Origin of the sequence: Streptococcus orisasini (genome assembly GCF_001431045.1) — a bacterium.
Lineage (GTDB): Bacteria > Bacillota > Bacilli > Lactobacillales > Streptococcaceae > Streptococcus > Streptococcus orisasini.
The window spans coordinates 102,952-119,637 of record NZ_BCLE01000005.1 but is presented as its reverse complement, the minus strand read 5'-3'; the positions used below and the strand labels follow the sequence as shown (position 1 = coordinate 119,637).

General features: G+C 32.7%; 3 protein-coding genes. All 3 read left to right on the top strand.

Annotation, left to right across the window (positions count from 1 at the left end; translation table 11 throughout):
* Positions 1-1,010 precede the first annotated feature (1,010 nt).
* The 3 genes from SCSH_RS01125 to SCSH_RS01115 are packed head-to-tail and all read left to right on the top strand — an operon-like array spanning position 1,011 to position 16,662.
* Positions 1,011-10,403 (top strand): hybrid non-ribosomal peptide synthetase/type I polyketide synthase, encoded by a 9,393-nt coding sequence (locus tag SCSH_RS01125; RefSeq protein WP_057490066.1) that lies wholly within the window; start codon positions 1,011-1,013, stop codon positions 10,401-10,403.
* A 17-nt stretch (positions 10,404-10,420) separates the two neighbouring features.
* Positions 10,421-12,454, top strand: a complete 2,034-nt coding sequence (locus tag SCSH_RS01120) for a type I polyketide synthase (protein ID WP_057490065.1) — start codon at positions 10,421-10,423, stop codon at positions 12,452-12,454.
* A gap of 17 nt (positions 12,455-12,471) precedes the next feature.
* The gene (locus SCSH_RS01115; RefSeq protein ID WP_057490064.1) at positions 12,472-16,662 is read left to right on the top strand and encodes a non-ribosomal peptide synthetase family protein; all 4,191 of its coding nucleotides are present in this window, start codon (positions 12,472-12,474) and stop codon (positions 16,660-16,662) included.
* The last annotated feature ends 24 nt before the right edge of the window (positions 16,663-16,686 follow it).

The window sequence follows — 16,686 nt, the reverse complement described above, 5'->3', positions numbered from 1 at the left end:
AGACCATGACATTTATGTCATGGTCTTCTTTTTACCTTTTTCTTATAATAGCACTATAAAGTTTGAAAGGAAAGACAAATGAAATTAAGAAAGATATTGATGGCAATTGTAACTTTTTGGTTTATATGTGGCGGATGTTAAAAAGGGAATCATGTAATAATTATCTGTTTCTCTCTTGAATAATAAGAAGGAAATAAAATTAAAAGTAAATAAATTTGAAAAATGATATTTATGTACTAGTTAATTGTTCTACTTATGAAAAAGGTTTCATTTTATAAGATATAAAATGAATATACTGCAATTAAAAAATATATTATAAGTTGTAGTATTTATTTAATGATGTAATGTAATGAATTTATCTGTGATACTTCTACTTGACTATTTGTTGGTAGTTTATCTCAAATAAATTTTTTTATTAGCTATCAATTAGTAACATAGGTATTATTATTTTTCATTTATCAAAATGTGAAAGATTTGAATTCTAGGGTTGTTATAAAAGATAAGAAGATGCGATGTTAGATGTTGAAAAAGTTCGGAAGATTATTTTGTAATCGATATTACTTTAAGTGTTGTTAACTTAACTATATTATTGCTACAACAACTATCTATAAAATTTATTGAAAAAAGTACTATAATATCAAGTCATTTAATGCAATAAATAGCAAAATATTTATAGAAGTTGGATAAAAAGTCTAATCTCAGTAATTGGAGTTCATTTTAATATCATAATGTAGTAGCTAAATGACAGTTTCGTTCGCATTTTACGATCCGAACCTGATCTAATTTGACATCAAAATTCATTTGACTTTATCTGCTAGCTCAAAAGGTTCCCCGAACCTTTTGAGCTATGCGGGGGTGGGAAAACGAACTCTTTTATTATTTGTTGAGTTCTTGTACGTAATCTTCCTAGATGACACCGTTTTGCAGGTGATTGCGCAGCAATCATTGCTGTCTTTCCCCCTCTCATTAGAATACCTTAGATATAAAAATGATAGAAGTTGGTGAATAAAATGGAACTAAGAGATTTACTTTATAAAATTTCAGACTATGTAAAGATACCTAGTGAAAAAATTGATTTAGATAAACCATTTATGGAAATGGGCTTTGATTCTCAGACATTGGTTCAGTTTGTAGGTAAATTAGAACAAGAATTAAATGTTAAGCTAGATATGGCGGCTTTAATTGATTATCCTACCGTTAACAAATTTTATAAATACTTGAATGAATGTATTGAAAATAAAAAAACAGTTAATGTATTAAACCAAAAAAACATTAGGAAAGAAAAAATAGCAATAACGGGAATGGCTTGCAAATTTCCAGGAGCTAATAATATTGATGAATTTTTCAATAATTTAAAAAATCAGACATTAAGTGTTAAGCCATATCCAGAAGAAAGAAAAAAATTATGTCCAGAATTCTCGCCTAAAGAAAACAAAAAAATATATGATGGCGGGTATATTGATGACATAGAAGTATTCGATAATGTATATTTTAACGTGTCTGAAACGGAAGCAGCTAATATTGATCCTCAGCAAAGAATACTCTTGCAAGAGATTGTACATGCACTTGAGGATGCTGATATTACTGAAAAAGATATTCAAAATACAGAAATAGGAGTCTTTGTAGGAGCTTCAAATACTGATTACTTACGAACAGTTATTTCAAATGAGAAAGACATTAATGCGATTGTGGGAAATTCTATGGCAATGTTGTCAAACAGAATATCTTTCTTTTTTGATTTTAAAGGGCCAAGTATGACAATAGATACAGCCTGCTCGTCATCTTTGGTTGCTGTAAATGAAGCAATAGAAAGTATCAATAGAGGAGAATGTGAAGTAGCAGTAGTAGCAGGCGTCAATATCATCCTTGATGCTGAACTCAATAGAGCTATGGGAGAAGCTGGGATGCTTTCACCAGATGGTTTGTGTCAAACCTTTGATGAAAAGGCAAATGGTTATGTACGTGGAGAAGGCATCGGGGTTTTGATTCTTAAGCGTCTTACTGCTGCAGAAGATAGAGGTGATAGAATTTATGCGACAATAATTGGAAAGGCAATAAATCAAGATGGGCGTTCTGCTTCATTAACTGCACCTAATAAAAATATGCAGGTTGAACTGCTTAAAAAATCTGCTGCCGATGCTGGACTCTCAACATCTGAAATACGATATATTGAAACACATGGTACAGGTACTTTTTTAGGAGATTATATTGAAGTTTCTGCGATTGATGAGGCCATTAACCAAGATTTACGACGCAAGCATCCTCTTCTTCTTGGTGCAGTGAAAACAAATATTGGACACTTAGAAAGCGCTGCTGGAGTTGCATCGCTGATTAAAACGGCACTATGTCTATTTTATGGTGAACTTGTTCCAACAAGAAGTATTGATAAAATAAATGAAAAACTGGAACTAGAACAAAAAAATATACACATTGTTCAAGAGACTGTAAAGATTAAAGATAAGCAATTTGTATGTGGAGTCAGTTCTTTTGGATTTGGTGGTACCAATTGTAATGTTATTCTTGAAAAATACAATAATACAGTAAATAAACAAGAATATAGTAATAAAGAAAACTATGTGTTGCCTTTATCTGATGTAAGCCAAGATGCGCTTTATAGAAAAATTAAAGATTTTCATAATTTTGTTCAGAATTATAATGGTTCTTTAAATGATATTGAGTATGCAATGAGTCAAAGGACAAATTTGAGAAAATATCGAACTGGATATGTCGTAAAAGATAAAGATGACTTACTTAAGAAACTTGCTAGAGCTCTTAAAATTCCTGAAAAAAATGAAGAAATTAAAAATAATAGTAGGGTATCTTTAGTTTTTTCTGGTCAAGGGACTCAATGGATTGGAATGGGGCGTCAACTTAGCCAGTTTCCTGCATATCGAGAAATGTTTGAAAAGTGTGTAGAAAAATTTAAAGAGATTGGCCAATGTGATTTAAATGAAATTATTGCTAGCAATAATGAAGACATTTTACAGGATTCTTACTTTGCCCAACCTGCTATTTTTGCTATTCAAGTTTCTATAGCTCATTTGTTAAAAGAAATGGGAGTTCACTATGACCTAGTTTGTGGACATAGCCTTGGTGAAGTAGCTGCGGCATTTACTAGCGGTGCTTTATCTCTCAATGCAGCAGTTAAAATTATTCATTCTCGGAGTACGATTCTCAGACGATTTACAGGAAAAGGTAAAATGTTGTCTGTATCATTAAGCGAAGAGAAAGCTTCTGAATACCTGAAAGGCTATGAAAATACCTCCATTGGTGTAATTAATTCGGTTGATTCTGTGGTTATTTCTGGTATTAATGACGAAGTGGCAAGACTTAAGGAAACATTCCAAGCTAATAATATTAGATGCCAGTATTTACCTGTTAATTATGCTTTCCATTATGTGGGGTTAGAACCATTTAAGGAAGAATTTATTGAAAGAACAGGTAAAATTAAAAGCAAACCAACAAATATTGAGTTTGTCTCAACAGTAACTGGCAATACCTTTAATTCAAAAAAATTAGATGTAAACTATTGGGCAGACAATATGAGAAATACAGTGCGATTTGCTGATGCAGCTGCCTATATTGCAAATAAAAGTGATATTATTATTGAAATTGCTCCTTCTTCGGCTTTGATGCTCTATCTTCTCAAATATAAAAAATCGTCCAAGGTTAACCTTATCTCAACACAACAGAAAAAAACATCACCAGATAAAGCCTTGTTAGATGCAACCATTGATTTGTTTAATTTAGGAATAGATATTAATTGGAATGCTTTAAATATCACAAAAGGCAATAGAGTTCACCTTCCAAAATATTCATTTGCCCAAAATAAAATATGGGCTAAAGTTGAAGAAAATGTTATTACACCTGAACTTCCAACAGTCCAAAAGACTTTTACAAAAGACGAGATTGAAGAATTTATAACTGATTTAATCTCTTCAGTTACTTATGAATCAGTAAGTATAACATCTGAAAGTGAAATTGCTGATTTAGATATTGATTCACTCAAGCTTTTTCAACTAAATTCTAAAATTAACACACAATTTGATATTGCACTTAAAGTAACTGATTTAAGCACATTAAAAACAGTTGGAGATCTGATATTAAAGATTGATAGCTATCTTCAAAAGAACAGAAAGACTCAAGATACTGATAAAGTATTAGATACAGATATTCAAAAATTAGTTACAGATGGGCAAGCAGCTATTATACGTGATCAATTATTAAATAAAACAAGTAATAAGTATAATATGGCTGCTGCTTGGAAAATGGGGAAAGAATTTGATGCGGAAAAGTGGAAATTGGCTTGTGAGGCTGTTATCCAAAAGCATGTAGTATTGAATCTAAGGTTTTCTGTGGATGGTCAGCAGATTGTTCAAACAGAATCTACATCTAATTTTGAAGTACAAGTAACAGACTTTTCACACATTGATGATATTGATGGATATATTAATGAGGTGTTGAATCAGCCATTTGATTTAGAAAAAGAAACTGTACGTGTGGTTTTAGGAGCAAAAACTAATGACTGGTATTTTGGTTTATCTATTCATCACAGTGTCATTGATGGCATTTCGATTTTTTTCCTGTTAAAAGAAATTATTGCTGCATATAAGCAATTACAAAGAGGGATTCCTCTTACTTTGGAAAAAGATAAAACATACTTTAATTATCAAAAACACGAGTTATCTGTAAAAGAGTCTGACCAGTATGAAATTGCAACAAATAAGCTAAAAAAGGACTTGGCTGGATGTGAGTTGGCAGAAGATTTCGGAGTTTTTTCGAATCCAGATCGTACAAAATCCAGTAGCTCAGAAAAGTATTTACAAATTGATAGTAGACTTTTTGAAAAGTTAAAGAATTTCAGTAAAACATATGGTTATACGCTTTTTGAAACTTTATATAGTATTTATCAGCTTCTTTATTATAAGCTCAACAATGATAACAACTTTATTACATGTACCTATAGTTCTGGACGGGAAAATGCAACATACTATGATACAATTGGTTATCTTGTTAAAAACATTCTTGTTTCTAGCCAAATAAATCCACAAGAAACGATTAATGATTTTATTAAGGGGGTACGTGAAAAATTATTTGAAGCGTATGATTATCCTGCAGGTGTATCATTAAATTATTTAAAAAATGTTGGTTTAGAAACGGGGAAAAATCTCTCCCATGTCTTTGCATATGAAAAAACAGTTGGAGAAGTTAATAGTGCACCAGTATTCATGAACGGTGATGATAAAGAAAATATATTTACCATTGATGGTATGAACTTTGAAAAGATAAATATGGGATGCATTGATTCACAGTACAATCTTGTATTTATGCTCGAAGAGTGCTCAGATAAAGTAATTGTTAAGTGTCAATTTAAGGAAGCAGTATATGAAGATAAAGCGATAGAAGTTTTATTAGGTAGCTATGAGACACTACTTGAAAGCATTTTAACTAATCCTAAACTTCCAATTAAAGACTATGACATTTCTAAAAATGTACCAGCAATTGAAACTAGTGTTGAAATGCAAGGGATCAAATATCATCAATATCTTGAGTATTTCGCTGAAAAGCTTCCAGAAAAACTAGCTGTAAGTTATGATGGAGAAAATATTTCCTATGCCGAACTCAACCGTAGAAGTAATATCTTAGCAAAAAAACTTATTCAGTATACTCAAGGAAAAAATATTGCTGTTGGTGTTGCAGTAGAGAAATCACAGGTATTTTTAACAAGTATATTTGCTATTATGAAAGCAGGAGCTTACTATGTTCCATTGGATAAGAATTACCCACGTGAGCGATTGCAGTATATAATGGATAATTCTGGTATGAAGTTTTTAGTTTCAGATGGAACTTTTGATGACATGGGATTAGATTATTCTAAAGTTACCGTAGTATCTCCAGTTATCACAGATGAAGTTTCTTCTAATCTTACTGTTAATAACGGCTTGGCAAGTACTGCTTATATGATTTATACTTCTGGAACAACTGGTAAACCAAAGGGTGTAAAAGTCACACATGCAGGAATTGAAAATGTTGTAAAAGAGCAAGAACGTCTATTCAATGTTAATTCAAAGGATAGAGTTACATTCTTTGCTTCTGTGTGTTTTGATGCTTCTGTGTTTGATATCTTAATGGCAATTGGACATGGAGCTACTTTAGTATTTTCTTCCCGGGAAAAAATGGGAACGGGTGTGAGGTTACATGATTTTCTTAAAGATGAGCAAATAACTGTCACAACCTTACCTTCATCAGTTTTAGCATCAATGGAAAATGAGAATCTTCCAGACTTAAGAGTTATTGTAACTGCTGGGGAGCCTTGTACAGATGATATCAAGAATAATTGGTGTATAGGTCATGAATTCTATAATGCTTATGGGGTTACAGAAGCGACTATATGGAATACAACAAGTAAATGCGATGTCAATAAAAAGGTAATGATTGGAAAACCAGTAGCCAATACTGATTTACGTATTGTAAATCAAGATGGGAATATTTGCCCTGAAGGAGTTACGGGGGAATTGTTAATTGGTGGAATATCATTAGCGGAAGGATATGCCGGATTAAAGGAATTAAATGAAAAACGCTTTATCCATATAAAAGGCAATCGTTTTTACAGAACAGGGGATCTGGTTCGATTAGACTATTCAGGTGAAATTGATTATGTTGCACGGGCTGATAATCAAGTTAAAATCCATGGTTATAGAGTTGAGTTAGAGGAAATTGAAAAAGTAATTCAGAACCTTTCCAAGGTAAAAAATGCAATTGTTCTTCTTATACAAAAAGGTAATGATAAACAACTTGTTTCTTACGTAGAGCCAAAACCGCAGGAAAATTTATCAGAACAAAATCTTAGAAATGATTTAGAACCTATTTTGCCACATTATATGATTCCTGATAGGGTATTCCTAACAGAATATATGCCGCTAACGCAAAATGGGAAAATTGACCGCGAACGCTTAAAACAACAAGCTCTGGAAGAAAGTCGAAATCGGAACATCATTTTACCAACAACTCAAAAAGAAGTTGCAGTAGTAGCAGTTCTTCAAAAGTATGTGGAAAACGATGAGATTTCAATGACAGATACTCTATTAGAATTGGGAATTGACTCGATCAATATTTATAATTTGATGGTAGATATTGAAAAAGAATTTGGAGTAACCTTAAAGATTGAGGACTTGCTCAAAAATATAAGTGTGTCTGCATTATGCCAGATTATTTATGATGAAAATAATCAGTCAAATCTTATTCTACAGAAAAAACCACAAGATGTACCAACTAGATTATCTGAAAAACAAAAGGGGATTTGGATTGCTAGTCAGTTGAAAAAGGAAACACGTGAATATAATATTCCTATTGCCTTAAAATTAACTGGTAAATTGGATAAGTCAGCTTTGAATAAAGCTTTGAATAAGATTGTAGAGCGACATAACATATTACATACTAGATACTATCAATCTGGTGATGATATCTTATGTGATCTAGATGATAACTTTTCTTTTGAAATTCCAGTTGAAAATATATCAGGGCTAACAACTGAACAAAAACATCTTAAAATTCAAGATGAAATCACAGCTATGAAGCTTGTTAATTTAAGGCCTGATGAGTATCCATTATTCAAGGTTAAGCTTTTACAAGCTACTGCTGATGAGCATTATTTCTTGTTTACAATTCATCATTTTATCGCAGATGGATGGTCATTCAAGATTATCTTTACTGAGCTTAAGCATTATTATAACTTTTATTGTACTGGAACGAATTTTGAAGAAGAACCTCTGGAATATCAATATGAGGATATCGGTTATACAGAGTACATTAAGCATGATGAAGAACTTGATAAAAAACGTGAAATCTATTGGCAAAACAAATTTGAAAATGAAAGTTCTATTCTCAGTATGCCTGAAGACTATCCACGACCTCCTGTTATGAATCACGTAGGTAGAAATGTTTATACGACTATAAATTCTAGAAAATATGCAGAAGTTGAAAAGTTTGCGCAGCAACATGGAATAACCGTATTTAGCCTCATGACTGCAATTTTGGGAATTTTACTTAGAAGATATTCTGGACAAGAAAGCATTAATATTGGTTTTCCAATGCTTGGTCGTGATAATAAATACAGTCAAAAAATGGTTGGAATGTTTATCGATACAACTGTTGCTAAGCTGAATGTAGATCCAAATCTTAGTTTTAAAGAATATCTTAATACAGTGGCAGATGAAATTATTTCTTCTATGGATATGGGAGAAATTGGTTTGAATCGTATTGTTGAAGCTGCCAATCCTCCTCGGAGTTCTGATAATACTCAACTATTTCAAGTACTCATCAATATGATTGATTTTAACGTTGATGTAAATGGTTTAGATGGTTTGACATTAGATGTTATAGAAGATGATGTTCAAGAAGCTAAGTATGATTTTACATTCTATCTTACAGAAAATACAGATGGTCTTCAAATAAGATTGAATTATTATTCAAGCGTATATAGTCAAGAAACAGCACAACTCATTTTAAATCAGTATGTTTGGCTAATTGAAATGATTATTGAAGATGCTTCTAGAAGAGTTGGTGAGTATAAACTTGCAAAGAAAATAGCTTTTTCTGAAGGTATGATGACTAAAAATTGTAATGATTCGAATTTGTTAGCTCATACGGCGTTAGAAAACATTACAAATAATAGCGAAGGCCTTAACTTTGAATACAGAAATAAAGTCTATCATAGTAGAGATATCCAAGAACAAGTAACTCAAATTTTTGAAGAACTTAAAAATAGGAATGTTCCTAAAGGATGTGTCATTGCTATCAGTGGTTTAAGAGAACCACGAATGATTGCTGCCATTTTAGCCATTTTGAAATGTGAATCCTTATTTACAATTATTGATTCACAGTGGCCAAAAGGAAAAATTGATGAAGCCTTGCAGGCAACAAATAGTTCGTACTTTATTGATTTAACGGATAGTGAAACTAAAGTTTTAGAAGTACAATCACAAAAAGTACAATACTCACTTAACGATAGCAGCTATATTGCTATGACTTCTGGTACTACAGGGAAACCTAAATCTATTCTAGGAAGTAATAGTGCAGTTAATCATTTTATTGATTGGGAAATTCATCACTTTGATTTAAATTCTAATGATAGGTTTGCTATACTTTCAGGAATTTCGCATGATCCGATTTTAAGAGATATAATTGTACCTTTAACATTAGGTGCGTCACTTGTTTTTCCAGATGAATCCGAGTTGATTCAAAATGATTTATTCAGATATTTAAAAGAAAATAAAATTAGTGTTGCTAATATTACTCCAAGCTTAGCTGAAGCGATTATTTTAGGAGCTAAACGCCATCCTAACAAAGAACTGTCACACCTCCGCTTCTTATTTTTTGGAGGCGAAAGGTTAAGGAAATCAACAGTTCAAGCTCTAAAAAAGATTGCACCAAATTGTCGAATTGTTAATTATTATGGAACAACAGAAACACCGCAAGGAATGTCATTTATTGAGTATAGTGAGGAAGCTCTTAATAGTTTAGGAGAATATCTGCCAATAGGACCTGGTATTGATGATGTTAAGATTGTGTTAGCAGATGAATCAGGAGAAGAAGTATCTATTGGAGAAATTGGGTCAGTTCATGTATGTACAAAGTATTTGGCTAAAGGGTACTTGACAGAAAATTCAAATCAAATCACCCCATTTTCATCTCAATCTAATATTTATAATACTGGAGATCTTGGCCGTTACAGACTAGATGGCAGTATTGATATTTTAGGGAGAAAAGATAGTCAGATAAAACGATACGGACAGCGAATTGAACTTGGTGAAATTGAGAGTGCAGTAACACGCTACGGCGATGTAGATTACGCTAAAGCGCTTTTCTACAAAGATAATATCTATGTTTTTGTAACTACAGTTAATGAATTTGATGAGCAAAAGTGTAAGAATAGTCTTCTTGATTATCTTCCTGTATATATGATACCAAGTAGGATTATAACCATACCTTCCATTCCGTTAACTAGAAATGGGAAAATTGATAGCAGACAACTTGAAAAACTAATTGATAATACTAGTGCTTTGGTTGTTGATAAACAAGTTCTATCAGAAACAGAAAAAATAGTTAGAACAGCGTGGGAAGAAGTTCTTGAACTTCATATGATTCCATCTGACAAAGCATTTTTTGAGGTTGGTGGGACTTCTATGAAGCTTTTAACCTTACAACAAAACTTAGAAGAACAATTTCAAAGAGAAATCCCGATAACGGTCTTGTTTAATAATCCGACAATTAGAGCCTTATCTAAATATTTAGATAAAGATAAAAAACAAGCAGAAAACAACATACAATCTGCTTTTGAAGAAGCTCAACAACGTAGGAAGAAGGCATCATTATTTATGAAGTATAATGCAAAAAGAAAATAATAGAAAGGGAGATGAGAATGGAAAATGCTATTGCTATTGTAGGGATGGACTGCAAGTTTCCGGGTGCAAATAATCTTGATGAGTATTGGGAAATATTAAAAAATGGGGAATGCGTAGTCAAAGACTCTATTGATTATAGTGGTGATAAAAATTTTGTTAACAAAGCTTTCTCTTTAGATAATATTGATAAGTTTGATGCAAAATTCTTCAACATTAGTAAGAGAGATGCTGAATATATGGATCCTCAACAAAGACTAATGCTGGAATCAGCTTGGAAAGCTGTGGAAAATGCTGGTTATAATACTAAAAATATAACAGAGAAAACCGGAGTTTTTATAGGTAGTGGAATCAGTTCATACTTAGTTCATAATGTCATCCCTAGCTTAAAAAATAATGGGATTAGTTTAGACAAGGTTATGTCGCAAGCTTTTCATGGTAACAGCCCTGATTATATTTCTAGCCGAATTTCATATAGCATGAATTTAACGGGGCCATCTTTAACGGTTCAAACTGCATGTTCTTCATCGTTAACAGCGCTTCACATGGCTTGTCGTAGTCTATTAACCTATGAATGTGACATGGCTTTATGTGGTGGAGTTTCTGTTAATGCCGCCCAAGGAAAAGGCTATAGATATGTAAAAAATGAAATTTATTCACAATCTGGCCACTGTCTTCCATTTTCAGAAGATGCAGATGGAACTATCTTTAGTGGAGGTTTAGGAACCGTTGTTTTACGACGTCTGGAAGATGCAGTTGAAAACAATGATTATATCTATGCGGTAATTCGTGGAAGTGCGATTAATAATGATGGATCTGAAAAGATGTCCTATACTGCCCCAAGCGAAGCTGGGCAAACCAGTGTTATTTTAGATGCTTTAGCTTTTGGCGATATTTCTCCAGAAAGTATTTCTTATATTGAAGCACATGGAACAGGGACTAGTATGGGGGATCAAATTGAAGTTGCTTCATTTAAGCGAATCTTTGAGCATTCAGGCAATAAAGTTAAGCTTGGGTCAGTAAAAGGTAATATAGGACACGCACTTGCCGCTGCTGGGATAGCATCACTTGTTAAAACTGTACTGTGCTTAGAAAAAAAGCATCTTTGTCCATCATTATACAATAATCAAGAAAATTCCCAACTTGGACTTTCAGACAGTAACTTAAATCTCGTAAGTGATTTTGAAGAATGGGAGAATAAAGATTACCCATTACGAGCATGTGTTGGTTCTCTTGGCATGGGTGGATCAAATGCATATGTTGTCTTAGAAGAATATAACCGGAAACCGGTTGAATGTTCAAAAATAAAAGAAGATAAAACAGTAAAATTTCTTAAACTATCTGCGAAATCTGAAAATTCTTTAAAACAGATGAAAAAGGCATTGTACCAATATTTATTGGAAAATGCAGTAGATGATCGGGTTCTTAATCTTATTTATAATTTCCAACGTGAGACGTTCTCATATCGAACACTTATTTATTATCAAAATCGTAAGGAATTATTGGATAAATTAAAAGAAGATAATGTAGAGGAAGATGCTTCCCTCTTTGAACAGGCTGATAATACTCAAGAAATTCTTAATATCGGAAAGCGTATGGGTATTGAAACATCCGAAGTTATACAAATATGTAAAGCAATCAAGAACTCTTGGGAAGAAGGTACAGACATTCAATTTGAACAGACTTTTCCAAGTACTGTAATGAAGCAACCTCTTCCTGGCTATTTCTTCGAACATAAATCATTTTGGATGCAACCAGAGTCAGAGGAGATTATTGAGGCAGCAGAGACTTCATCCTCAAAAGAAGAGCCTGTTATCAGTCAAGAGGGGGTTGAACTTGAAAACTATGTGAAAGACGTCTGGACAAATTATCTAGGTGTAGATGAAGAGGACTTTTCAACAGACTTTTTCGAGTTAGGTGGAAATTCTATCATAGCTTATCAAATGCTTGCAGATGTTGAAGAGCATTTTAACATCGAGTTAGATGTTGAAGACATGCTTGAAAATCCGACAGTAGCCCATATGACAAGCATAATTCAGAAATTACTTGCCTAGAAAGGAGGATAAGACAAATGGAATATTATCCATTATCATATCAACAGCAAAAATTATATAAGTATTCTAAAGTTCATGTAGATGATACTGAGTATAATGTACTCCAAGGAATTGAACTAAAGGAGCCACTGAATAAAAAGCATTTTGAGCAAGTAGTTAGAAGAATTCTGATAGAAGAACCTATCTTAAGATGTCGAATTGTGGAAAAAGATTTTACTCCTGTTCAATTTGCAGCAGATATTACCGACTATGCAGTAACATATAAAAATATAAGGGATGAAGAATTAAAAACGGAGATTAAAAATTTAGAGACTGAACCGTTTAAAGTCGAAGGTGGTCCATTATTCCAAATAGTTGTCTTTTCGCTCAGTAGTGGTAAGACAATACTGTTTTTCAGATTACACCATATTATTTGTGATGGATGGTCATTTCAACTTTTAATGAAGAAGTTTACTACATACTACTTTAATACAGATAAAGAAAATACTTCGTCTATTAAACCATCAGATTATACATATTATGATTATGCTTATGAACAGACTCTTCCAGTTACAGCCGAGAAATATCTTAAGCGTAGACTCTTTTGGGAGAAAAAGACAAATGGAAATACTACAGAATTAAATCTTCCATACAGTTTTGCTCAAAAGCAAAAGTATACACGTATTGGAAATCGTAAATTGTATCACATGAGTCGTAAGCAAAGCAAGAAGATAGAAGCTTTTTGTAGGGAGCAAAAGATTTCACCATTTACACTTTTAGTCAGTGCCTATGGTGCTTTATTCTCGCGCTTGTCTGGGGAGAAGAAATTGAGTATTGCTGTTCCAGTTGCTAATCGTTTTAAGAAAAATACGATGGATATCTGTGGTTATTTTACAAATACTATTCCTTTGGATTTTGACTTTTCTGAGAAAAAATCAGTTCAAGAAAGGTTAAAACAACAACACAGAGACTTCATGGGAATGATTTCAAAATCGGATGTAGACATTGATTGTCCATGTAATACAATGTTTGTCTTTCAAAATCGACCTAATGTAGGAACTGAAGAAAGAAACGATTTAAAATATTTACGTCTTAGCAATGGGAAAAGTAAATATGATGTGAGTCTATCAGTAACATTTGAGGATGCTTGTTATGTATTTGAATGGGAATATATGTGTGAACTTTTTAGTGAAGCTCGAATAGATGATTTCAATCAATATCTTTTTCAACTTCTAGATGGATACATGAATCAGCCCAATGAATTTACGAGTCGAATAAGTCTTTTAAATGATTCGGAAATTGAACTTCAGAAAAAAAATTGGAACGAAACAACTGTAGATTTTCAAGATTCAGATAAATCTCTAAAAGAACTTTTTGAAACGGCTGTTCAAAAGTATAAAAAGCAACCTGCCTTGATTTTTGAAGACGAATCTCTCAGTTATGAAGAATTAAATAGGTTAGTTAATGTTTTATGTCAAAAGTTGCGGCAAAAAAGGGTTAAAAAAGGACAAATTATCCCTATTTTGTTTGATAGAAGTTTTGAGATGTTGGTAGCAATTCATGCGATTCTTAAACTAGGATGTGCATATTTGCCTTTGGATACTGAATTACCAGACGAACGGATGAAATTTATTGTTTCTGATTCAGGAAGTCATATTGTTCTTACCTCGGAAAAATTTGCGTCTCGTGTTCCCAAAGATATTAAAACTTTTTGTGTAAGCCTTAAGAGTTTAACTGGACAAGCTAATAATCCTAATACGATTATAAATGGAGATGATAAAGCATATGTGATATATACTTCAGGTTCTACTGGTAATCCCAAAGGGGTTATTAATACTCAAGCTGGAATTGTAAATCGCTTATTGTGGATGCAAAGACAGTTTCCACTTGAACCTAATAAAAGAGTCCTTCAAAAAACTTCATATACGTTTGATGTTTCTGTATGGGAATTGGTGTGGCCATTGCTTACAGGAGCGACTATGGTAATTGCTAAACCTGATGGTCATAAAAATCCAGAGTATATTGCCGATATTATTATTTCAAAAAGTATTAATACTATCCATTTTGTACCTTCCATGTTAAAGAAATTTTTAAGTACGGACAAGTGTACTGAATGTTACTCATTGGAATATGTTATCTGTAGTGGAGAAGCACTAGATGCGACAACGTGTTCTGATTTTTATTCCAAGCTTGATGCTCAATTAGTTAATTTATATGGTCCGACAGAAGCCGCTATTGATGTTTCATGTTGGTTAGTGAAAAGGCAAAATGAGAATTCTACAATTCCTATCGGTAAACCTATTGCAAACATGAAGTTGTATAAATTAAATGATGAGCTAATGTTTGAACCACCAGAAGTACCAGGAGAACTATATATTTCTGGAATTGGATTGGCACAAGGATATTTAAATAATGAAGAAAAGACTAAGGGTAGCTTTTTAGAATGTCCGTGGTCCAACGATAAACCATTTGAAAGACTCTATAAAACAGGGGATATTGTCAAAATTGATGAAAATGGGAATTTCCTATATATCAATAGAAAAGATTTTCAAGTCAAAATTCGGGGACAGCGTGTCGAACTTGCAGAAATTGAAAATAAAATTCAAGAACTGGATTTTGTAGATGATGCAATAGTTATGGTAAGAAAAAAATCAGATGGGCAACAAGTATTAGTTGCTTTTGTTAAGGCAAGTAAGAAAGATAGAAAGTCTATCATAACATTCTTATCTAAGCATTTGATGGACTACATGATTCCTCGAATATTTTGTTTTATTGATGAAATTCCAACAAATGTCAACGGGAAAGCAGATCGTAAAAAATTGATGACTTACCCTATAGAATTTGAAATTGAGCAGTACAGTAAACCTCAAAATTTCTATGAAGAATTGGTTTGTTCTACTGTTGGTCAAGTTTTAGGTGTTTCAAAGGTCAGCAGAGATGCAAACTTTTACGACTTAGGCGGTACTTCTTTAAGCATATACGATGCAAAAATAGCTCTTGAGAAAAAATTACAGAAAAAAATTCCGTTTGAGCTCATTCTTGGCAAAGACATTATTAAAGATATTGCGTTATCTTTGGAGAACTATCTTGATCATAAGGCAAAAGAATCAGATCTTGTTGAAATTCAATCTGAACTTGATGGACTTCAAAATTTACCATATGAAGTACGCGCTCGAAATGATGCTAATCAAAACATTCTCATGACAGGTGCAACTGGATTTTTAGGAGCCTATCTTTTACGACAATATTTTGACAAAGCTCCAGCAGCAACAATGCATTGTCTAGTTAGAGCTGAAAACATAGATTTAGGTTTCAAACGTATCAAAGAGAATATGCAATATTGGGGCATATGGAAAGATGAAGACAGCAAGCGTTTAAAGGTTTATTGTGGTGATCTTACTAAATATAATTTAGGCTTATCTCAAGAACAGTTAGATTTCTTAAGTGATAACATTGATGTCATCTGTCATAATGGTGCTAATGTTAATTTTGCTCTCTCGTATGATCAGATAAAAATTGCGAACGTTGAAGGTACCAAGAGAATTCTAAAATTATTGGAATCTGGAAAAAGGAAGAGCATGGCCTATGTATCAACAATTTCAATTTTTGCAAAACAGGATTATAAAAAAGGTCTTGTTACCGAAGAACAACAACCGTTAGATGTTAATAATTTAAAACTCGGATATTCAAGATCTAAATACGTAACAGAAAAGATTCTTCGTGAGTATATGAACAGGAATTACGACGTTGAAATCTTTAGAGTAGGTCGAATTATGGGTTCCAATGATGGAGGAAAAGAGAACAAAGACATGTTCTACAAAATGGTAGAATTTTGCCAGCAAATACAAATGTATCCAGATATTTCTATGAATTTTAATGGAATACCAGTAGATACTGTAAGCAGTTTAATTGTTTATGCTTCGCTTTATCAAAAACAATCTAAAATATACCACGTAGTTAATCCTGATGTAAACGTATCAGTAAAGCTATTTGATGTTTTTGGAGATAATGATATGAATAGAGTTTCATGGGATATTTGGTATGAAAAATGTATGGAATACTCAGATTTAGGTGATCCTCTAGCAAGACAGGTAGCAGTTGGAATTGGCAAAGAATTGGACAGACAGAGTATCTCACTTGATTTAAGTAATACTCAGGCTCTTGCCTGGGAAGCAGGAATAGAGCTTCCTGATATAAAGAGAGTTGTTCAAAACATGATTAACAGTTGATTTTAATATAAAAGTAAAGGAACC